The sequence below is a fragment of the Lysinibacillus sp. 1 U-2021 genome, assembly GCF_029916965.1.
Classification (GTDB): Bacteria; Bacillota; Bacilli; order Bacillales_A; family Planococcaceae; genus Lysinibacillus; species Lysinibacillus capsici.
Genome location: NZ_CP123966.1, coordinates 3,145,575 through 3,166,014, shown reverse-complemented (window position 1 = coordinate 3,166,014; position 20,440 = coordinate 3,145,575). Strand labels below are relative to the sequence as shown.

General features: G+C 37.7%; 19 protein-coding genes. 10 read left to right on the top strand and 9 right to left on the bottom strand.

The window, feature by feature from the left end:
* The first annotated feature begins 1 nt into the window (after position 1).
* The 4 genes from QH639_RS16410 to QH639_RS16395 all read left to right on the top strand — a co-directional run bounded on the left by QH639_RS16410 (position 2) and on the right by QH639_RS16395 (position 2,477).
* On the top strand, positions 2-1,123 hold the full coding sequence (locus QH639_RS16410) for a Nif3-like dinuclear metal center hexameric protein (protein ID WP_131520564.1): 1,122 nt from the start codon (positions 2-4) through the stop codon (positions 1,121-1,123).
* Between the two features lie 14 nt (positions 1,124-1,137).
* Positions 1,138-1,362: a hypothetical protein gene (locus QH639_RS16405; RefSeq protein WP_048392200.1), complete on the top strand. Its 225-nt coding sequence runs from the start codon at positions 1,138-1,140 to the stop codon at positions 1,360-1,362.
* Positions 1,363-1,474: 112 nt separating this feature from the next.
* Positions 1,475-1,723 (top strand): DUF2164 domain-containing protein, encoded by a 249-nt coding sequence (locus QH639_RS16400; protein WP_048392201.1) that lies wholly within the window; start codon positions 1,475-1,477, stop codon positions 1,721-1,723.
* A gap of 214 nt (positions 1,724-1,937) precedes the next feature.
* Positions 1,938-2,477, top strand: a complete 540-nt coding sequence (locus QH639_RS16395; RefSeq protein ID WP_048392202.1) for an NADPH-dependent FMN reductase — start codon at positions 1,938-1,940, stop codon at positions 2,475-2,477.
* Between the two features lie 65 nt (positions 2,478-2,542).
* Here QH639_RS16395 and QH639_RS16390 read toward each other — a convergent pair whose 3' ends face one another.
* Positions 2,543-2,722, bottom strand: a complete 180-nt coding sequence (locus QH639_RS16390) for a hypothetical protein (RefSeq protein WP_054550103.1) — start codon at positions 2,720-2,722, stop codon at positions 2,543-2,545.
* A 261-nt stretch (positions 2,723-2,983) separates the two neighbouring features.
* Here QH639_RS16390 and QH639_RS16385 point away from each other — a divergent pair, with 261 nt between their 5' ends.
* The gene (locus QH639_RS16385; RefSeq protein ID WP_131520565.1) at positions 2,984-3,610 is read left to right on the top strand and encodes a hypothetical protein; all 627 of its coding nucleotides are present in this window, start codon (positions 2,984-2,986) and stop codon (positions 3,608-3,610) included.
* 73 nt (positions 3,611-3,683) lie between these two features.
* Here the strand turns inward: QH639_RS16385 and QH639_RS16380 are convergent, their stop codons facing one another.
* The 3 genes from QH639_RS16380 to QH639_RS16370 all read right to left on the bottom strand — a co-directional run bounded on the left by QH639_RS16380 (position 3,684) and on the right by QH639_RS16370 (position 6,946).
* On the bottom strand, positions 3,684-4,220 hold the full coding sequence (locus QH639_RS16380; RefSeq protein ID WP_281114828.1) for a tubby C-terminal domain-like protein: 537 nt from the start codon (positions 4,218-4,220) through the stop codon (positions 3,684-3,686).
* A gap of 153 nt (positions 4,221-4,373) precedes the next feature.
* Complete coding sequence (locus tag QH639_RS16375) at positions 4,374-5,633, bottom strand: dicarboxylate/amino acid:cation symporter (RefSeq protein ID WP_131520567.1); 1,260 nt, start codon at positions 5,631-5,633, stop codon at positions 4,374-4,376.
* A gap of 263 nt (positions 5,634-5,896) precedes the next feature.
* Positions 5,897-6,946, bottom strand: a complete 1,050-nt coding sequence (locus QH639_RS16370) for a TRAP transporter substrate-binding protein (RefSeq protein WP_131520568.1) — start codon at positions 6,944-6,946, stop codon at positions 5,897-5,899.
* 111 nt (positions 6,947-7,057) lie between these two features.
* Between QH639_RS16370 and QH639_RS16365 the strand changes: the two genes are divergently transcribed.
* A complete protein-coding gene (locus tag QH639_RS16365; protein WP_481817329.1) occupies positions 7,058-8,638 on the top strand; it encodes an ATP-binding protein in 1,581 nt (526 codons plus the stop codon).
* Between the two features lie 18 nt (positions 8,639-8,656).
* Positions 8,657-9,358 carry a response regulator gene (locus QH639_RS16360; RefSeq protein WP_016993520.1) on the top strand — a complete coding sequence of 234 codons (702 nt, stop codon included), beginning with the start codon at positions 8,657-8,659 and terminating at the stop codon, positions 9,356-9,358.
* Between the two features lie 47 nt (positions 9,359-9,405).
* Here the strand turns inward: QH639_RS16360 and QH639_RS16355 are convergent, their stop codons facing one another.
* The 4 genes from QH639_RS16355 to QH639_RS16340 all read right to left on the bottom strand — a co-directional run bounded on the left by QH639_RS16355 (position 9,406) and on the right by QH639_RS16340 (position 14,512).
* A complete protein-coding gene (locus QH639_RS16355) occupies positions 9,406-10,374 on the bottom strand; it encodes a 4-hydroxy-3-methylbut-2-enyl diphosphate reductase (protein WP_048392210.1) in 969 nt (322 codons plus the stop codon).
* A 76-nt stretch (positions 10,375-10,450) separates the two neighbouring features.
* On the bottom strand, positions 10,451-10,945 hold the full coding sequence (vrrA, locus tag QH639_RS16350) for a VrrA/YqfQ family protein (RefSeq protein ID WP_004227219.1): 495 nt from the start codon (positions 10,943-10,945) through the stop codon (positions 10,451-10,453).
* A gap of 161 nt (positions 10,946-11,106) precedes the next feature.
* Positions 11,107-11,814: a response regulator transcription factor gene (locus QH639_RS16345; protein ID WP_004227221.1), complete on the bottom strand. Its 708-nt coding sequence runs from the start codon at positions 11,812-11,814 to the stop codon at positions 11,107-11,109.
* Entirely contained in the window at positions 11,807-14,512 is a 2,706-nt protein-coding gene (locus QH639_RS16340) for a sensor histidine kinase (RefSeq protein ID WP_237898266.1), read from the bottom strand. Before QH639_RS16340 ends, QH639_RS16345 begins: the two co-directional genes overlap by 8 nt.
* A 373-nt stretch (positions 14,513-14,885) precedes the next feature.
* On the opposite strand from QH639_RS16340, the gene kdpA reads away from it, so the two are divergent.
* The 3 genes from kdpA to kdpC are packed head-to-tail and all read left to right on the top strand — an operon-like array spanning position 14,886 to position 19,315.
* Positions 14,886-16,580: a potassium-transporting ATPase subunit KdpA gene (gene kdpA, locus QH639_RS16335; protein WP_131520571.1), complete on the top strand. Its 1,695-nt coding sequence runs from the start codon at positions 14,886-14,888 to the stop codon at positions 16,578-16,580.
* Between the two features lie 15 nt (positions 16,581-16,595).
* Positions 16,596-18,659: a potassium-transporting ATPase subunit KdpB gene (gene kdpB, locus QH639_RS16330; protein WP_131520572.1), complete on the top strand. Its 2,064-nt coding sequence runs from the start codon at positions 16,596-16,598 to the stop codon at positions 18,657-18,659.
* 11 nt (positions 18,660-18,670) lie between these two features.
* Positions 18,671-19,315: a potassium-transporting ATPase subunit KdpC gene (gene kdpC / locus QH639_RS16325; protein ID WP_115674097.1), complete on the top strand. Its 645-nt coding sequence runs from the start codon at positions 18,671-18,673 to the stop codon at positions 19,313-19,315.
* Positions 19,316-19,365: 50 nt separating this feature from the next.
* Here kdpC and QH639_RS16320 read toward each other — a convergent pair whose 3' ends face one another.
* Positions 19,366-20,421, bottom strand: a complete 1,056-nt coding sequence (locus QH639_RS16320; RefSeq protein WP_131520573.1) for a 2,3-butanediol dehydrogenase — start codon at positions 20,419-20,421, stop codon at positions 19,366-19,368.
* Positions 20,422-20,440: the final 19 nt, after the last annotated feature.

Genomic DNA, 20,440 nt, shown 5'->3' with positions numbered 1-20,440 from the left:
GATGAAAACGGTAAATGGCCAAGAAGTTATTCAAGTGTTCGAAGCATGGTCGCCCAAAAAACTAGCTTGTATGGACAATGATCCAATTGGACTAGCGATAGGGACCCTCAACAAACCTGTAAGTAAAGTTTTGGTGACGTTAGATGTCACTGAAGCCGTGGCAAATGAGGCAATAGAAAAAGGCTGTGAGCTGATTATCGCACATCATCCACCAATCTTTAGACGCCTAGCGAATATCCGCACAGATCATCCAGCAGGGCGCTTATATGAAAAGCTCATTAAACACGATATTGCTGTATATGCCGCTCATACAAATTTAGATGTAGCCGAAGGTGGGGTAAATGATTTATTAGCAGATGCCCTACAGCTAAAAAACCGTTCAATATTAGAAGAAACGTATGCTGAGAATTTGTTGAAGCTGGCAGTCTTTATACCAACTGCTAATGCCCAAGCATTACGTGAGGCGCTTGCAAAAGCTGGGGCGGGTCGTATTGGCGACTATGAAGCATGTAGTTATACAACGACTGGAGAAGGTCGGTTCCGTGCATTAGCAGGAGCTAATCCGTTCGTTGGCTCTGTTGGTGAATTACATGTGGAGGAAGAAGTAAAGGTAGAAGTTGTTTTTCCTGAATCCATTAAAGGCCGCGTGTTAAAGGCCATGCTTACTAGCCATCCTTATGAGGAGCCTGCCTATGATGTAATACGTCTTGAGCAGCAAACAAATGTGATGGGATTAGGGCGTGTAGGTTACTTAACAAAAGACATGACGTTACAACAATTTGCTGAATTCGTTAAACAGCAACTAGATGTGCCAGCTGTGCGTGTAGTGGGTGATTTACAATCGAAGGTCAGCAAGGTTGCGCTTGTTGGTGGAGATGGTAATAAATATATCTATGCGGCAAAACGTGCAGGAGCTGATGTTTTCTTAACAGGCGATATGTACTTCCATACAGCTCAGGACGCACAAGCCATTGATCTGCAAATAGTAGATCCTGGTCATCATGTAGAAAAGGTAATGATTGCAGGAGTAGCAAAAAAAATGGCTGAACTATGTGAGGATAAAAAATACTTGGTTGAATTCATCCAATCAACGATCCATACAGAACCATTTTTATTTGTATAAGTGAGGGAACTAATATGGCTAATGAAAGACCAGCTGGTAATAAAGCAGGCAAGCTATGGATCATGATTGGTTTATTCATCGTTGTTTTTGGTATTGGTATGACGGTGATGACCAATATGGTCAATGATAAGAAAATCGATGCAATGACACAGCAATGTGAAGATGATGGTGGACAAGCAATTGTAGCAAAGGAGAAAAACTTTTTATCCACTAGCTACTCATTTGAATGTAAACAATGAGATGGGGCTGAACGCTAGCAGTACTAGTGTTTCAGCCTTTTTGAATGCAAGGAATCTATGAACAGTGATAAGATGTAGATAAAATTGATTAACAGAAGTGGAGAGAGTTGTCTTGTTTATTCGTTTATCTAAAGATCAGCAGGAAATGATTCTTGCTGATATTCAACGTTTTTTTTATAATCAGCGTGATGAAGACATTAGTGAATTTGAAGCTGAACGTATGTTAGATTTTATCAAGGAGCATATTGCCCCCTATATTTATAATGCTGCCTTGTCAGATGCCAAGTATGTTGTGGAAAGACAATACGCCTCTATTGAAGAGGAATTAGAGGCATTGGAGCAGCCCATTAAAACAAAATAATCCTCTTTATCCCTCTAGATTAAATATTTGACAGGAAAGAATGGTTGATGATACCTTAATCTTGAATTAGAGATAATTCAATTCTAACTATTCAGAGCTAATTAACGGGTGATGAATAAAGGGATATTTTTCTGACCAAAATGGTTACGAGTGGCGAACACGTACGATAAACCGTGATGGAGTCACAAGAATGGATGATAAGAGGAGGCGTCATATGTTAAAAATCGGTATTATTTTAGGAAGTACGCGAGAAGGTCGTGTAAGCCCACAAGTTGGAGCTTGGGTAAAGGAAGTTGCGGAAAAACGTCGTGATGCGGAATATGAAATTATTGATATCGCTGAATTTAAATTACCATTTTTAGGGGAACCAGGTGGAGATACTTCTGGGGTAGCTGCATGGTCAGAAAAAGTAGCAGCTTGTGACGGCTTTGTCTTTATTGTTGCTGAGTACAATCACTCCATTACAGGTGCATTAAAAAATGCATTAGATTATTTACGAGTTGAATGGAACAATAAAGCTGCTGGTATCGTCTCTTATGGTTCTGTTGGAGGTGCGCGTGCAGCAGAGCATCTACGAGGAATTCTCGGAGAATTGCTAGTTGCAGATGTTCGAGTACATCCAGCACTATCATTATTTACTGATTTTGAAAACGGCTCTGTCTTTAAACCAAAAGAGGTGCAAGCAGATTCAGTTCATCAAATGTTAGATCAGCTTGTGCCATGGTCAACTGCTTTGAAAACAATTCGATCCTAAACTTAAAGCTTTGATTCAGACGGCCGCTTTCAGAAAGCGGTCGTTTTTTGATGAGGTAAAATCCATTAATGTTTGATTTCTTCAAGGACTTTTTCCTTTAAATCATTCTCCATCGAAGATAGTTTTACTGTATTAGTGAGACGCTCTTTTAGTTCTTTATCTGTCATAATGCCACGTTCCTCTAAGATTTGTACAAGCAGATTTAATGTCAGTATATTTTTAATATCCGCTGCTTTTGATGCCATTTAAAACCCTCCATAATGATAGAATTACTACTTCTTAAGTGTACTCCTTTTTGAGAAGCATGACACAGAAAGGACAAAACAAAGCAAATTTATTTCGCGTCCCGGAATATATAGGGAAAAATAAGCGATACAAATTCAATTATAAAGAGTGGAGATACTGTATGGACACTGCATTTTAGTATGAAAAGTATGTGCTGTTTCAAGCTAGAAAAGCGAATATTGTAGTAAAAGGGGACATACCTTCCTATCAGGAGGGATTCAATGGGTAAACGGTTTGGGCTTGTCATCGGACTGTTGGTAGTCATTATATCTATGTTGGTCCTATTTGATAAATTTGCAGGAGAGAAAAGGTCAGAAGCAAATAAAGAGGCTCAATCGCTTATAACAAATGAAGAGTTGAGTCTGGCTCGATTGAAGGATAAGCTACTTGAAAAGTATGTCGGCATTGACGTTAAAACGACGGAAGAAAAGGAATTAGTAATCCAAGTTGTAGGCGGAGAAGACTATTTCCAGTCAATTAAAAAAGATATGGAATCCATAGCAAAAAATGCTTTAAAAACGTCGCCCTTAAAGGACTATCCCATAGTTTTTGAAAGATGGGAGTTTACCTCCTTGCTTGATAACAACAAGATAATGGGGGATGATATGAACCTTTTGATGGAAGATTTAATTGCGGGCTTAGAAGCTTTTGACGTATATGAATATTTAGTTATTGAAAATCGAACAACCATTACCATACAAACAACGATAAAGGGCGCTACGCATGAGGCACTTGAGTTAGCTTTAAGGATGGAAGAAGCCATCAAGAAGATTGTACAAGCAAAAGCATCACAAAATGCTTCCTATGTTATTAACATATTAAATGCCCAACGAGAAAAAATAAATTAGCTGTGTAGAAAAATAACATAGGATTAAGGCATCGAGATTTTAATGCTCGATGCCTTTGACATGTTTAAAGCAGCTATGTAGTTGTTGCAAAGAGAGCTTGATAAAGAGTTGCTAGGAGTGCAACAAAGCGCATATCATCTGCTTGGAAAAGCTTAAACTGTATACCTATCTTTATTAGCTCAGTCTCAATAAAGCTTGCACTCGCAATCTTTTCATCATTGCAATATAAATAAGCAGTAGAGGTAAAATCCTTTTCAAAACGAAATTCTAAATCGTCCATTGTAAATGAATAAGAGGATTCTAATAATTGCACTGTTTTCCGTTGAATGGGTATCAAGCTGCCATCAGGCATAACAATTTGATGGCTGACTCCTTTTGTTAACAGGGTAGATTGTACTTGAAAAAGTGGTGCACCTAATGTAGTTCGTGTCTCATAACGGTACGGTAATGTTTGCTGTGCAGCTACCAGCAAGACAGCATTCAGTACTTTACCAGCAGAGGTACGCTCCATTTTTTGAAGTACACATACTGTTTCGTTGTGTTCATTCACGATTGGAATATCTGTGAAGCTTTTAAAGCCCTTCGGATAGGTAAGTGTAAAAGTTGTCATAAAGAAACCTCCAGTCATTATTTATACGAGGAGGTAGTCGATGAGGTTTCAAGAAACTAGCTCTACGGTGTTTTTTATCTACTTGCCTCTTTATAAATAAAAGAACGGGCTGCTGAAGTAGCAAATTCTTTACTTTCAGCAGCCCTTTTCATTTTAGGACATTTGGGTATGACCGGACAGAGCACGCTTTTCCTGCTCTGTATCAAATTCTTTTTCCATTTTTGACACGACCACTGTTGCTACACCATTACCAATTAGATTTGTAACTGCACGTGCTTCTGACATGAAGCGATCGACGCCGATTAAAAGGGCAATCCCCTCTACTGGGATCATCGGGAATGCTGCTAATGTTGCTGCAAGTGTAATAAAGCCAGAGCCTGTTACACCAGCTGCCCCTTTAGAAGTAAGCATTAAGATGGCTAATAACGTAATTTGATGCCAAACATCTAAATCCACACCATAGGCTTGCGCAATAAAGATAGCAGCCATTGATAAGTAAATGGATGTTCCATCTAAGTTAAATGAATAGCCTGTAGGAATCACTAGCCCTACCACTTGCTTTGAACAACCATAGTTTTCAAGCTTACGCATCATGGAAGGTAATGCAGATTCAGATGAAGATGTTCCGATAACGATAAAGATTTCATCTTTAATGTACTTGATAAATTTAAAAATACTAAAGCCGAAGTAATGGGTAATCAATCCAATGATCACAACAATAAAAATGAACATTGTCATGTAAACAGATAGCATTAAAAATCCTAAGTTTCCTAATGATTTAAGTCCAAAATTTCCGATTGTATAACTCATGGCACCAAACGCACCAATAGGAGAAATTTTCATCACCATGTTAACGATTTTAAAGAAAATATCTGCAACTTGCTCGAAAAATTTAATAACAGGTTTAGCTGGTTCTCCAATCGCCGCCGCAGCTAGTCCAAATAAAACAGCTGAGAACAAGACTGGTAATAATTCACCATTTGCTAAAGCACCAACTACATTTTCAGGAATAATTTGCATAACAAATGCACCTAAACCATGCTCTGCAGCCGCAGCGTCTGTATATTGTGAAACATCAGCACCGCTTGCTGCATCTGTATTAAAACCTTTACCTGGTTGAACAATATTGACAACGATTAAGCCAATTGCAAGGGCAAAAGTTGAAACAATTTCAAAATAAATTAAAGCTTTTCCACCAATTTTACCAACCTTTTTGACATCCCCCATGCTACCAATGCCGATTACGACTGTTAAGAAGATAATTGGTGCTATTAACATTTTAATAAGTTTAATAAATATATCCGCCAAGATTTTGAGCTTTGCCCCGAATTCTGGGAATGTTGCTCCGATGATAATCCCTAGCACAATGGCGATCAATACTTGTACTGTTAAGTTTTTAAAATTTATCCGCATATAGTTCTCCCCCTACAACATCTATGAATATTGTGTGAACGCTTTCATGTGGTTATCATAGCTGAAATTTTCCGACAATAGTGTTTATGACCGTAATGGTTGTATTGTTCATTTTGTTCATTCTGAGAGGAAAAGAAGTTAAGGCTAGTAATATCAAGGGTTTTAAGCTGTTTTATAGTAGTTGTAAGATTGGTGAATCTATTATAATACAAAAGAAAAAATCCTTACGTATTGTAAGGATTTTTCATTAATGAACAAAAGTATTAAGGAGCAACGATTTTTTTAATCTCTGCTAAGATTTGATCGTTTTGAAGATGGGCTCTATAAAAATCATAAACAGGTGCAAGTTGTTCCTTAAAGCGCTGTCTTTCTTGGGGACTCATTGTATACACATCAAAATCATCTAGCTGTTTCAGCTTGTCCATATCTTGTTCATTCATAAGTTCAGCCTGCTCAAATTGCCAATCGGTTGTTTCTTTCATAGCATCCAACAACTGATGCTGAATTTTGATAGGTAAAGAATTCCAAAAGGTTTCATTCATTAACACAGCATAGCCTAAAATTCCATGCTGGGTGATCGTCATATGCTTTTGTACTTTGTAAAAACCCTTTGAATAGATATTTGAAGCGGTATTTTCTTGTGCATCTATTGCATGCTTCTCTAAATCCGAAAAGACCTCACTAAAAGAAATAGGTATAGGTGTTGCTTTGACCACTTCAAATTGCTTTTCTAATGTTTTACTTGGCATCGTACGCACTCGTAAGCCCTGCAAATCTTCAAAAGTATGAATAGGCTGCTTAACAGAGGTTAGATGCTTAAACCCATTGTACCAAAAGCCAAGCCCTTTAATATGGAACGGCTCTAGCTCATTCACCAATTGTTCACCAATAGAACCCGTTAGGACTTCCTTTACTTGCTCATTTGTATTAAATAGAAAGGGTAAATCAAGCACTTGCCAATTAGGAACATAAGCTGTCATTTTAGAAAAAGTAGGAATGATCATTTCCACTTCTCCCTTTTGCAATGCCTGAAATTCATTTTCATCATTAAATAAAGAGGAGTTGGAGTAGACATGTACTTTGACCCTCCCATTTGTTTTTTCTTCTACTAGCTCAGCAAATTTGTTGGCAGCTTGACCTTTAGGGGTATTTTCAGCGACGACATGACTTAAGTGAATTGTTATCTGTGTGTCTAAACCCTTTTGCTCATCATCATAGGGAAGCGGCTTGGCGAATAGTAATCCTTGCTGAACACTGATAGTGAGGATTAACACAAACACAGTTATAATCGTTCCAATAATAAATTTTTTCATTGTATACACCCAATTAATTCGTATTTTCTGATGTTTTTGTTATTCTAACATATGGAGTAAGCTAAAATATAGTAGGAGGGAGGCGGTCAGTTGAAATTTCAGAAGTTATCCATGCAAAGAAAAATTATGTCTCTAACTTTTTTTATTCTCATGCTTTCCTTTAGCATTGGCGGTACCTTTTTGTTAGGTTTTGTCATGAATGAGCAAAAGACCAAACTAAGTGATCAAGCACTTCTTGTAGCAAAAACCGTCTCACAGCTTCCTGAAATAAAAACATATATTGCTAGTGAAAATTACTATGATGCCGTACAGCATATTAATCCTGTTGTAGAAGAAATCCGTGATATCAATGGGGCAAAATATATTGTTGTTCTTGATATGCAACGACGAAAATATTCTCATCCTAATAGCCAGGAACTTGGTCGAATATCACAATCTGGAGATTTAAACGCTGCTTTTTCAGAGCATTACTATACGTCGATTGCACGTGGGGAACATGGTAATATGGTTCGTGCGTTTGTTCCGATTATGAATCATGAAGGACAACAAATAGGTGTTACAGTAGTAGGGTACAGTGTTCTTACGGTAGTGGAGTTACTGCAAACAATGCAAACCGAACTAATGATTACTGTTCTATTATCGTTACTATTTAGTGCATGGGGAGCACGAACATTGGGGCTTCATATGAAAAAGCAAATGTTTGGATTAGAGCCGCATGAAATTGCCAAAATGTATGTAGAACGTACAGAAACGTTTAATGCCATGCACGAAGGCATCATTGCTATCGATAATGATTTGACCATAACGATTTTTAATGAAAAAGCCTGTGATATCTTAGGCGTTTATGAAAAACCCTCTACATTGATAGGACAGAAAATCTTTCATGTCTTGCCAGATACACGACTTCCTGAAATTTTAGAGCTGGATCAGCCGTTATTTAATCGTGAGCTGTATATTAATAATCATAGTATTATGAGTAATCGAATTCCAATACAGGTGAATGGCGAAACTGTTGGTGCAGTGGCCATGTTTAAAGACCGTACGGAAGTGAAAAAGCTTGCCGAAGAATTAACAGGCGTTAGAGCATTTGTCCAAGCCCTTCGTGTACAAACACATGAACATAAAAATAAACTGCATACGATAGCGGGTCTTTTACAGCTAGGTCATCATGAACAGGCACTTTCCTACTTAACACAAGTGAAGGAAGAGCATGATGAAATCACTAACTTTTTAAACGAACGAATAAAAAATGAAAATATTTCTGGGCTATTGCTCAGTAAAATTTCCTATGCGAAGGAACAAGGAATTCGTTTGGAAATTGACCGTGAAAGCCGATTAACATCATTTCCAGCTAATTTGGATCATCATGATTTCGTCATTCTCTTTGGTAATTTGATAGAAAATGCGTTTGATGCATTAAAGGATGTACAGGTCGAGGAGAAGGTGATTCATGTTTCTGTGGATGAAGATGATGACGTTTTAGCCATATTAGTAACCGATAATGGTGTTGGCATGACGGAAGAGGTCAAACAGCACATTTTTGATAATGGTTATTCTACAAAAGAGAAAAACTACCGTGGAATAGGATTATTTTTAATAAAGGAAATTGTCGAAAAAGGGCAGGGTGACATCGAAGTCATCAGTGAGCCGAACAAAGGAACAAGTTTTTTAATCACCTTTTATTATTCATAATGGGATGGAGGGCTAGCAGTGGCACAAATCAGGGTATTATTAATAGAGGATGATCCAATGGTACGAGAGGTAAATCGTCAATTTATTGAAAAGGTAGAGCATTTTCAAGTGGTTGGACAGGCACCTAATGGGTTAGAAGGCATTACGCAAATTTGCCAACTGAAGCCTGATTTAGTTTTTATGGATATTTTTATGCCAGAGCAAGATGGTATTACAAGCTTACGCAAAATACGTGAGCTCGATCTACCAGTAGATGTTATTACCGTGACAGCCGCAAATGATATGGAGACAGTGAAACAGATACTGCATCTAGGTGTTTTTGATTATATTATGAAGCCCTTTTCTTTTGAACGTGTTAAAGGGACACTTGACAATTATTTACGCTTTAACAAGCAAACTCAAACAGAACGAGAGCTCACACAGGGAGAATTAGATCAGTTATTTCATTATCGTGATGGACAAACCATGTTGGATCAATCTGTTACATTGAAATCCGAAAAAAATCTCCCAAAAGGTTTTAATCGTACAACACTTGAAAAAGTTGTGCACTTTTTACAATCGGTGGATGGTGCCTCAGCGGAAGAAGTAGCCAGTGGAATTGGCATTGCCCGCGTAACAGCTAGAAGATATTTAGATTACCTCGAAAAACAAGAGGAAATCACAATGGATGTCCATTATGGTGGCATTGGTCGTCCTATAAACTATTACTTTAGTAAATAAAGAAAATCCTGATTGTCAAAATGACCATCAGGATTTTTTGCGAGTAATTAATAAGGCATAATTTTATCAACAGGTGTTGGTGTCTTAATCTTTGGCAGAATTTTATCTAGTGTTACTGTACGCTTAATCTCGTGTGTAGATGGATCATTTTCATCAAATTGATCAAGGAAGTTAATAACCTCTTTTACAATTGGTGTTGGCGTAGAAGCACCTGCTGTTACAGCAACGATGTTGATACCTTTTAACCATTCTACTTTTAGCTCTGAAACATCTGCAATTCGATAGGATGGTGTTCCTGCAATTTCTACAGAAACTTGTGTTAAGCGGTTCGAGTTATTAGATTTAGGATCACCTACAACAATAAGTAAATCCGCTTCACCTGCTTGCTGTGCAACAGCCTCTTGACGGACTTGTGTAGCTAAACAGATCTCTTTGTGTACCTCAATATGTGGGAATTTTTCTTTTAAACTATCCATTAAATGGGCGACATCCCATTGGCTCATTGTCGTTTGATTTGTGACAAGTAATTTATCATTCGTTAATTGTAAAGCATCAATATCGTTAGAAGACTGTACTAAGTGGACATGATCTGGGGCAACGCCAATAGCACCCTCTGGTTCGGGATGTCCTTTTTTACCAATATAAATAATGTCATAGCCTTCTGCTGATTTTTCACGAATTAAATCGTGGGTAACTGTTACATCAGGACATGTAGCATCAATGGACACTAAGCCTTTTCGCTTCGCAATCTCACGAATTTCCGGTGAAACACCATGTGCTGTAAAAATGACAGTACCTGTTTCAACTTGTTCAATAATTTCTAGGCGGTTATCACCATCTAACGTGATGATCCCATCCTCTTCAAACGCATCTGTGACGTGTTTATTATGCACAATCATCCCTAAGATGTAGATAGGTCTTGGTAATGTTTTATCAAGTGCGGCGTTACGAGCGATCACCATCGCATCCACAACACCGTAGCAATAGCCACGTGGATTAATTTTTAATACTTGCATGGTGGTTGTGACTCCTTTCAAGCTTACCTATCTACATTATAACGGACAGTGACAGTGAATACAAAGAAACGTTCATTTACATTGGTGGTTGGAAAATACGTGGTTTAGATGGAAGTGGCTCGGGAGGCGTAAATGATGCACTTTGCCTAGATGACCGTCTACTTCCAGCAGCCTTACTATCGCTTCCTGCTGCTTCTGTTGCTCCACCGCCAGCGGAAGGAAGTCCTTGGAATCCTTTATACAATTTTAAAAGTGATGGAATATTTTTCACCATCGGCATAGCTTGTTGGATATAGGGGGTATAGGTTTTGGCTGTATTAAATAAACTGTTGGCTTGCTGTAAAAATGAACCGACTTTTGAAGCTTCTTGCACAGGTGGCATCGGCATTTGCCCTCCAAATGAACCTATTCCATTAGCCATTGGAAAGCCGCCTGGAATTCGTGGTTGAACAGGGAAGCCTCCAGGCGGGAAAAAGGACTGTGGTGACATCTGTGGAGGTGTTTGCATGGGCATGGGCATTCTCATGCCACCCGGATACATTGGGTATGGATAAGGTGGTCGAAATACCATAATGATCTCCTTTCTACTTGTTTTTCATTGATGACATACCTGACTATAGCTATGATATGCAAAGGCTAATAGGAGGGTTCAATAAAGCTACATAAAAGCAAAATGTAATATGGAATTTGTAAAGTAGAAGTCCAAATACAGCTAGACCTTAGGCTCCATATTCATTCATCCTCTTCATGATAGCGAAGCATTCGATAGCCTACCCGTACATGTGTCTGAATAAGTTTGGGCTGTGCTGGATTAACTTCTATTTTTTTTCGAAGTGTAGCCATAAATACTCGTAAACTTGGAACATCTGATTGAAGAGCGTTTTGCCAGATTTCCTTTAAAATATAATTATGTGTTAGAACTTTCCCAACATTTTTGGATAAAACAATTAAAAGTTTATATTCAATCGGCGTCACATGTATTTCTTTTCCATTTACAAATACTGTATGATCAACATAATTAATTTGAAGATAACCATTTGTGAAAATGGGATTCTCTTTTTCAAGTGGTTGTTCATAGGCCATTCTTCTTAAGGCAACCCGAATTCTTGCTAATAATTCTTCCACACTAAATGGCTTTGTTACATAATCATCTGCACCTGCATCCAAAGCATTAATTTTATCATGTTCTTCTCCACGAGCACTTACGACGATAATTGGTGTTTGATTCCAACTTCTAATTTTTGTGATTAGTTCTACGCCATCTATGTCTGGTAGACCTAAATCTAAAATAAAAACGTCAGGTTTTATGGTAAGAGCCTTTTGAAGGGCACTATTACCATCACGTGCAATGTCGAATTCATAATGGTTTGTCGCTAATGTCATTTTGATTAAATTGGCAATTGCTACATCGTCCTCAACTACTAGAATTCTTTTACTCATCAAATTTCATTACTCCTTTTTTCAGCGAAAAGTTAAAAATCGTTCCTTGTGGTTTATTATCTGAAACGTTTATGCTGCTACCATGTAATTTTAAAATTGTTTGACAGAGTGCTAAGCCTAAACCAAGACCACGTCTACTATCACTGCGTTGTACTTTTCCAGTTGTAAATGGCTCAAACAAGCTACTTTTTAAAGCGTCATCGATTCCAGGCCCATTGTCAGAAATACTAAAACTTACGAATCCATCTGATTCTTTCACTATGATCGTAATGGCACTACCTGGTGGGGTGTAAGTCAATGCATTATCGATGATATTAATGAAAACTTGTATGATGAGTCGAGCATCCATTAAAGCAAATAAAAACTCAGGTTTAATTTCATAAGATATTTTATGTGTATTGTTTTGACGAATAACATGGGAAAGTGCCTCTTGAATAATATCTTCTACTAGTTCAATTTGCATTTCTAACGCAAATTGCCCATCCTCTAACTTAGATACAGCTAGTAAATTTTCAACCATTTGTACAAGCCATTTTGAATTTTTATAAATATCTTCATACAATTTATTTTTTTCAATCTCTGGTATTAGTGGTGCATTGTTGAGTAAGATATCTGCATTTCCAGAGATAGCAGTGAGTGGTGTCCTAAGGTCATGAGAGATTGCACGTAAAAGGTTAGCTCGCATCTGTTCCATTTCAGCTTCTCGCGCTACTTCCTCATTAAGTTTCTGTAAATACCATTTATCCAAAGCGAATGAAAAATCATTAATAATGGCGTGCAAAATATTGCGCTCAAATGCAGGCAATGGGGAGACTTTAGATAGGGCAATACCTATAACACCCTTCACATCTCCATTAGAAATAACAGGTATATAATAAGCGTTCACTTCAGGAAAGATGTCTGTAGATACACCTGCTACATGCCTATTATTTGTAACCCAACTAACAACACCACATTCATTTGGATTATCGAAAAGTACAGCTATTTTTTGATTTTCACTACTAGACATTGTTTCAGTACGAAAGAAAGATGATTTCTCAATTACCTGGTTATTTATTTCGAAAAATTGTACAGGCTTTTCTACTAATTTAACAATTTGAGACATGCCTTCAACTATTATTTCTTCAATAGACTTAGCATGTTGAAGCCTACGATTTGTTTCAAGGAGCACCTCCATTCGATAAGATTTACGAATGGCTATAATGGTTTGCTCCTTTATCTTCTTTGTTAAGCTACTCGTAATTACGCCAGAGATAAACATGATAAAAAATGTCATTGGATAGTCACGATGATAAGCATCAAATGAAAATCGAGGCTCTGTAAAAAAGTAATTAAAAAGTAAGACAGCAATAATGGAGTTAATAATACTCATCATCGATCCAGTTGACCAAATAGCAAGGATGAGGACCCCTAAAATGTAAATTGTAATGATGTTTGACTCGCTTATACCTATTGAATATAGATATAAGCCGACAATTGATATGAAGCAAAATACGATAAACATTTTGAACAAATCAAGCCATTCAAATGATAATTTATTACTTATACTAGGAAAATAAAATGGTTCATTTTCTTGATCTGGTACTATGTGTAAGGCTAAGTTCGGAACAAATTCATTCAGGCGGTCACTTATTTTTGTGCTTGGTCGCCACCATTTTTTCCTCATACTTGTTCGTCCGATAACAAGTTTCGTGACCCCACTAATTTGAGCATAATTAGCAAGGGCTGCTGCTACGTCGTCTTCTTGAACGATGACGACATGGCCGCCAAGCTGTTCCACAAGTTTAATGTGTTGTTGTAATCGTTCTGAATTTGCACTACTTCCTTCTTGCTCCTGCAGGTTTTGTACATAAAGAGCAGTAAATTTACCGTGTAATGCTTGTGCAAGTCTTGCAGTGGTTCTAATAACTTTTGCATTTGTAGGAGAGCTACTGATACCAACTAGTAGGTGTTCTTCAATTTGTACAGGGTGTTTGACAGATTCATGGTTGTTTATTTGTTTATAGTTGATTGTATCCGCTGCTCTACGTAATGCGATTTCTCGTAATGATACTAAATTTTGTTTACGGAAAAAAGAATGCAGTGCTTTTTCCGCTTGTTGTTTTGCATAAACTTTACCTTCTTGTAGGCGTTGTATTAGTTCATCTGGTTCAATATCTACAACTTTTATTTGAGATGCTTGATCAATTAAGTAATCAGGGATACGCTCTCGTACTTTAATGTCAGTAATTTCTTCTACTAAGTCATGAAGGCTTTCAATATGTTGAATATTTACAGTTGTATAAACATGAATCCCCTTTGACAGTAGTTCTTCAACATCTCCAAAACGCTTCTTGTGCCGCATTGTTGGAACATTGGAATGTGCCAATTCATCGATAAGAACAATTTCTGGCTTGCGCTGCAATACGGCATCAATATCTAATTCATAAAAAGCTTTTCCTCTATAGCTTATTTTTTTCGTCGGAATTTGCTCAAGCCCTTCTAGTAAAGCTAACGTATCTGGACGAGGATGCGGTTCTACATAGCCAACCACCACATCTTTACCTAATTTTTGAGCTTGATGTGCTGCATCTAACATTGCGTAAGTTTTACCTACTCCAGCAGCATAACCGAGAAAGATTTTTAAATTCCCTAAAATTTGTTGCTCCTGTTGAAGTCTAGCTAAAAACATCTCAGGAGTTGGACGTGTATTTTCCATCCTCGTTCACCTCATTTGTATTATAGCGTTAACTCCCATTAAGAAAGTATAAAGATTTTGCCTCTTTATGCTTTCTTAATAGAAAAGTAGATTTCCTAACACTACATTAATTTGAAAGTCAGTATGATGAGAACAACCTAAATGAAGGAGGGGTATTTTATTGATGGACTTTTATATGGTTGTATTGTTACTGATAAGCTTCGGAAGTCTTTTGTCATTAACTACATGGTGCTTCAAGCTAGTGGATGAGCAATAAGGAGGAGATAGGAATGTGGATTTTTATCGGGATTGTACTTGTATTCTTGTTTGGTTATCTAGGGCATGCATTACTTTGTCCTGAAAATTATTAAAGGCTGTTAGGAGGTAATGCACTATGTGGCAAATAGCCATAGTATTAATTATTTATTTACCGCTCGTTATCTTAACTGGGCATTATCTATATCGAGTAACATTACATCAAAAAACATGGCTTGATCCTATTTTAGACAAAGTTGATGCAGTAATTTATAAATTGTGTGGCATTAAACAAGTAGATATGAATGGTAAAGAATATGTACTTTCATTAATACTTTCAAATGCAATTATGGTTTTTATTGGATATTTTTTGTTGCGCATTCAATCATTCCTGTTTTTAAATCCAAATAATATTAGCAATATGGAAGCTACACTTTCATTTAACACAATCATTTCTTTTATAACCAACACAAATCTTCAACATTATAGCGGTGAATCTGGACTCAGTTATTTATCACAGATGCTAGTCATTATCTTCATGATGTTTACATCTGCAGCTACTGGTTATGCAGCTTGTATGGCGTTCTGTCGTCGCCTTGTTGCGAAAACAGATACTATTGGGAATTTCTTTATTGATTTTGTTCGTGTTATTACGCGTATTTTAATGCCTATCTCCATCGTTGTTGCCATTATTTTAGTATCTCAAGGGACACCACAAACCTTAAGTGCAAATAAAACAGTACAAACAATCGAAGGAAAATTACAAGATATTGCACTTGGACCTGTTGCTTCTCTAGAATCGATTAAGCATATAGGTACGAATGGTGGGGGCTTTAACGGAGCCAATTCAACAACACCTTTTGAAAATCCAACCGTTCTCTCAAATATAGTGGAGATGTTATCGATGATGCTATTGCCGGGCGCTTGTGTAGTTGCCTTTAGTTTGATGATTGCTTATAGAAAAAAGAAAACTATTTTTGGAAAACAAGGTTTAGCTATTTTTGCAGCAATGAGTATATTGTTTCTACTCGGATTAGTGACTGTGTACATAGCAGAGAAGGCTGGTAATCCAATTATAAGTGAACTCGGTATAACACAGGAGCTAGGGAGCATGGAAGGAAAAGAAATGCGTTTTGGAGTAGTACAATCAGCATTATTTACCACTGTCACTACTGCGTTTACAACAGGATCTGTTAACAATATGCACGATACATTGACGCCTCTTGGGGGTCTAGTACCGATGTTTAATATGATGCTAAATGTTGTGTTTGGTGGTAAAGGGGTCGGCCTGATGAACATGATGATGTATGTTCTACTAACAATTTTTATTGCCTGTTTAATGATTGGGCGATCTCCTCAGTTTTTAGGTAAAAAGATTGAAGAGAAAGAAATGAAATTAATTGCTCTATGCATTTTGATTCATCCGGCTATTATTTTGCTATTTTCAGCACTAGCAGTTGTAACACCAACAGGAATAGCAGGGATAACGAATCCAGGTGCTCACGGATTATCACAGGTTTTATATGAATTTGCTTCAGCCTCTGCCAACAACGGCTCAGGGTTCGAAGGGTTAGCAGATAACTCCACATTTTGGAACGTGACAACAGGACTTGCAATGTTCTTTGGACGATATTTAACCATTATCATTCAACTTGCGATTGCGTCACTACTTGCCAAAAAATTTTGGCACAGTGATTCAAAAGGAACATTAAAAACGGATAATACTACTTTTACTTTTTTACTAGTGGCTATCGTTTTAATGATTGGTGCCCTAACATTTTTACCAGCTTTAGCACTTGGTCCAATTACAGAGCATTTACAACTTTATTCTTAATGGAGGAGAGAGCATATGGAAACAGTAAGAAAGAGTTTTTTGACAAGTAAGATGCTGAAAAATGCAATGATAGACGCTTTAAAAAAGTTTAGTCCCACTTATATGCTAAAAAATCCTGTTATGTTTGTTGTAGAAGTAGGATTTTTGTTTGTGGTGCTATTAGTTCTTTTTCCAAATATGTTTGGGAGTGTAGTTGAAGAACACGCTCGATTATACAATGGAATAGTTGCTATCCTACTTTTTGTTACAATTCTATTTGCTAATTTTGCAGAGTCAATTGCAGAAGGAAGAGGTAAAGCACAAGTTCAAACTTTAAAAAAAACAAAGACAGTGACACAGGCTCGTGTGTTGCTTCATGATGGTACGGAAATCCTTAAACAGGCCAATGACCTAAAAAAAGGAGATATTGTATTAGTTCAAGCTGGAGAGGTAATTCCAAATGATGGGGAAGTCATTGATGGCATTGCTACTGTGGATGAATCGGCAATAACAGGTGAATCTGCCCCTGTTGTAAAAGAACGAGGCGGCGATTTTTCATCCGTTACGGGTGGTACGACGGTTACGAGTGATTGGTTGATGATTGAAATTACTTCATTGCCTGGCGAATCATTTCTGGATAAAATGATTTCGCTTATTGAAGGGGCTAGCCGTAAGAAAACACCAAATGAAATAGCCCTTAATACACTTCTAGTAAGTTTAACAATTATCTTTCTGTTAGTGGTAGTGTCCCTCTATCCAATGACTATGTATTTGAATGTGCCAATTTCTATCGCAACATTAATAGCACTTACAGTTTGTTTAATTCCTACAACGATTGGTGGATTATTATCCGCAATTGGTATTGCAGGTATGGATAGGGTAACACAATTTAACGTCATCGCAATGTCTGGGAGAGCGGTGGAAGCCTGTGGAGATGTGGATACATTAATCTTAGATAAGACTGGCACGATAACATATGGCAATCGAATGGCAGCTGAGTTTCTACCAGTAAAAGGAGTTGCCAGGGAAGAGTTAATGCAAGCTGCATGGCTTAGTTCTCTAACAGATGATACACCTGAGGGAAAATCTATCTTATCGCTTGCTTGCGAATTAGGGGTGAATACGGACGGTGAAAAAAGCATTATCCAGACAAGTAAACATATTCCCTTTACTGCACAAACACGAATGAGTGGCTTGGATAGGGTGGATGGCACAAAAATTCGAAAAGGTGCCTATGATACGATAAAAAGAGAGAGTTTGAAGGCAGGGTACAGTATTCCTTCAAATCTAGAGTTGCTGGTTCAACAAGTATCTACAGTAGGGGGGACGCCTCTGGTCGTAGCACTGAATGATAAAATTTTAGGCGTTATTTATCTAAAGGATATTGTCAAGGCTGGGCTAAAGGAACGTTTTGAACAGCTTCGTGAAATGGGGATTAAAACCATTATGTGTACAGGAGATAATCCACTTACAGCAGCAGCCATTGCAAAGGAAGCTGGAGTAGATAGCTTTATCGCAGAAAGCAAACCTGAGGATAAGATTCAAGTCATTAAGGATGAACAGGCACAAGGGAAGGTAGTAGCAATGACTGGTGATGGTACAAATGATGCACCAGCGTTAGCGCAGGCCAATGTTGGTCTTGCAATGAATTCAGGTACAAATGCAGCAAAAGAAGCAGCTAATATGGTTGATTTAGATTCAAATCCAACTAAAATTATTGAAATTGTAGAGATAGGGAAGCAGCTTCTGATGACACGTGGCGCTTTAACAACATTTAGTATCGCTAACGATATAGCAAAATATTTTGCCATCATACCTGCTATGTTGATGGTGGCTGTACCTGAGATGAGCGCATTAAACATAATGAAACTTAATTCTTCAACAAGTGCGATTATTTCTGCCTTAATTTTTAATGCAGTCATTATTCCCTTGTTAATTCCAATTGCAATAAAGGGAGTAACGTATAAACCAATGAGTGCTACAAAACTTTTGAATAAAAATTTATTAGTCTATGGTATAGGTGGTATTATAGCTCCTTTTATTGGGATTAAGTTAATTGACATACTAGTTGGTCCACTATGCCGTAGTTTTGGGCTATAGGAGGAAGGTACATGCGAAAACTATTTATGAACTTAAAGCAAGCAATTCTTATTACAATAACAATGTTTATACTGTGTGGGCTAATCTACCCTTTTGCGGTGACTGCTTTAGCTCAAGGATTACTCCATCATCAAGCAAATGGTAGTTTACTAGAAATCAATGGTAAAGCTGTTGGTTCAGAACTGATCGGTCAATCCTTTTCAGCACCATCATATTTCTGGGGACGTGTTTCAGCCATTCATTATAATGTTTATACTGAGGATGATACGGTACCAGACAAAAATGGTCAGTTAAATTATAGTGGTGTGACTTCTGGAACTTTTAACTATGCACCATCTAATCCAGAATTGAAGAAGCGAATTGAAGCAGATATCAAGAAGTTTCTACTTGCAAACCCAACAGTAAAACGCCAAGATATACCTGCAGATTTAATGACAGCTTCTGGCTCAGGGCTGGATCCACATATTAGTGTGAAGGCTGCAAACATTCAAGTGAAGCGCATTGCCCTAGCAAGCGGTCTTTCAGAAGAAGAGATTGAAAAAATCATTGAAGAAAATACGGAGAAACGAACACTAGGAATCTTTGGAGAAAATAAAGTGAACGTTCTAATGGCGAATTTAACTATCATGAAAAAAATGGATAATAGACAAGAATAATAACTATAAAATCAGGTAGAGAAATGCTTTATTCTCTACCTGATCGTATTTTATGCTTGAGAATTTACAAGAATTTTAATATGATTACGTTCCTTCATTAATGCTTCAAAGCCTTCTGTTACCACTTCATCAAGAGCAATTCGTTTCGTAACAAGCTTGTCTGCAGGGAAGTAACCTTGGGTCATCAGCTCCATTACGGCTGGGAAAATATCGCGGTAGGCAATAATTCCTTTGACTGTTCGTTCTGATAGAACGATATTGTTCGGTTGGATAGCAGCTGTAGACTCCCAAATCGACACGATGATTGTTTCACCTTCAAAAGTTGTTGAGTCAATAGCTTGTTGTAATACCACAGGAACGCCCGTTACTTCAAAGGCAACATCTACACCACCATTTGTTAATTCATGTAGACGCGCAACGGCATCTTCATCTTTAGGGTTAATAACGGCTGTTGCACCAAGTTCTAAAGCTTTTGCGGCACGCTCTGCTGAAAGCTCTACAGCATAGATTTCTGCTGCGCCTGCTGCACGTAATGCTTCAATGACAAGAAGCCCGATTGGTCCAGTTCCAAAGACGGCAGCTTTGTCACCGGCTTTTAATTTACTTTGACGCACGGCATGTAGAGCGACTGCTGCTGGTTCTACAAGTGCTCCTTGCTCATAAGAAAGCCCTTCTGGCATTTTGTGAACCATTTTCTCATCTACCATTGTATATTCGGAGAATCCTCCGCCACCGCCTGAAAGACCGTGGAAACCTAAATGTTTACAAATATTATATTTACCTTTTTTACAGGCAGCACATTCGCCACATGCAAGGATTGGTTCTACTACTACAGGATCACCGATTTTAACAGATGTAACACCATCGCCAATTTCAACTACTTCACCTGAAAATTCATGTCCCATTACAATAGGTGCTATGTCTTTACTTACATAGTGAGGTTGCTCCACTGGAATAAAGATTGGCCCAGCTGCGTATTCATGTAAATCACTACCACAAATCCCTGTCCAATGTACTTTGATTTTTACTTTTCCAGGTGCGATGACTGGTTCTTCAATGTTTTCTACACGGATGTCTTTTGCTTTATACCATCTTGCTGCTTTCATAATCTACCAACCTCCCATA

Coding starts and splice junctions, on each gene's coding strand:
- QH639_RS16355 (WP_048392210.1), bottom strand. CDS start 10,374: ATGCAAGTATTAAAAATTAATCCACGTGGCTATTGCTACGGTGTTGTG.
- vrrA (WP_004227219.1), bottom strand. CDS start 10,945: ATGGTATTTCGACCACCTTATCCATACCCAATGTATCCGGGTGGCATG.
- QH639_RS16370 (WP_131520568.1), bottom strand. CDS start 6,946: ATGAAAAAATTTATTATTGGAACGATTATAACTGTGTTTGTGTTAATC.
- kdpB (WP_131520572.1), top strand. CDS start 16,596: ATGGAAACAGTAAGAAAGAGTTTTTTGACAAGTAAGATGCTGAAAAAT.
- QH639_RS16390 (WP_054550103.1), bottom strand. CDS start 2,722: ATGGCATCAAAAGCAGCGGATATTAAAAATATACTGACATTAAATCTG.
- QH639_RS16340 (WP_237898266.1), bottom strand. CDS start 14,512: ATGGAAAATACACGTCCAACTCCTGAGATGTTTTTAGCTAGACTTCAA.
- QH639_RS16345 (WP_004227221.1), bottom strand. CDS start 11,814: ATGAGTAAAAGAATTCTAGTAGTTGAGGACGATGTAGCAATTGCCAAT.
- QH639_RS16385 (WP_131520565.1), top strand. CDS start 2,984: ATGGGTAAACGGTTTGGGCTTGTCATCGGACTGTTGGTAGTCATTATA.
- kdpA (WP_131520571.1), top strand. CDS start 14,886: ATGTGGCAAATAGCCATAGTATTAATTATTTATTTACCGCTCGTTATC.
- QH639_RS16395 (WP_048392202.1), top strand. CDS start 1,938: ATGTTAAAAATCGGTATTATTTTAGGAAGTACGCGAGAAGGTCGTGTA.
- QH639_RS16410 (WP_131520564.1), top strand. CDS start 2: ATGAAAACGGTAAATGGCCAAGAAGTTATTCAAGTGTTCGAAGCATGG.
- QH639_RS16365 (WP_481817329.1), top strand. CDS start 7,058: ATGCAAAGAAAAATTATGTCTCTAACTTTTTTTATTCTCATGCTTTCC.
- QH639_RS16375 (WP_131520567.1), bottom strand. CDS start 5,633: ATGCGGATAAATTTTAAAAACTTAACAGTACAAGTATTGATCGCCATT.
- QH639_RS16405 (WP_048392200.1), top strand. CDS start 1,138: ATGGCTAATGAAAGACCAGCTGGTAATAAAGCAGGCAAGCTATGGATC.
- QH639_RS16320 (WP_131520573.1), bottom strand. CDS start 20,421: ATGAAAGCAGCAAGATGGTATAAAGCAAAAGACATCCGTGTAGAAAAC.
- QH639_RS16380 (WP_281114828.1), bottom strand. CDS start 4,220: ATGACAACTTTTACACTTACCTATCCGAAGGGCTTTAAAAGCTTCACA.
- kdpC (WP_115674097.1), top strand. CDS start 18,671: ATGCGAAAACTATTTATGAACTTAAAGCAAGCAATTCTTATTACAATA.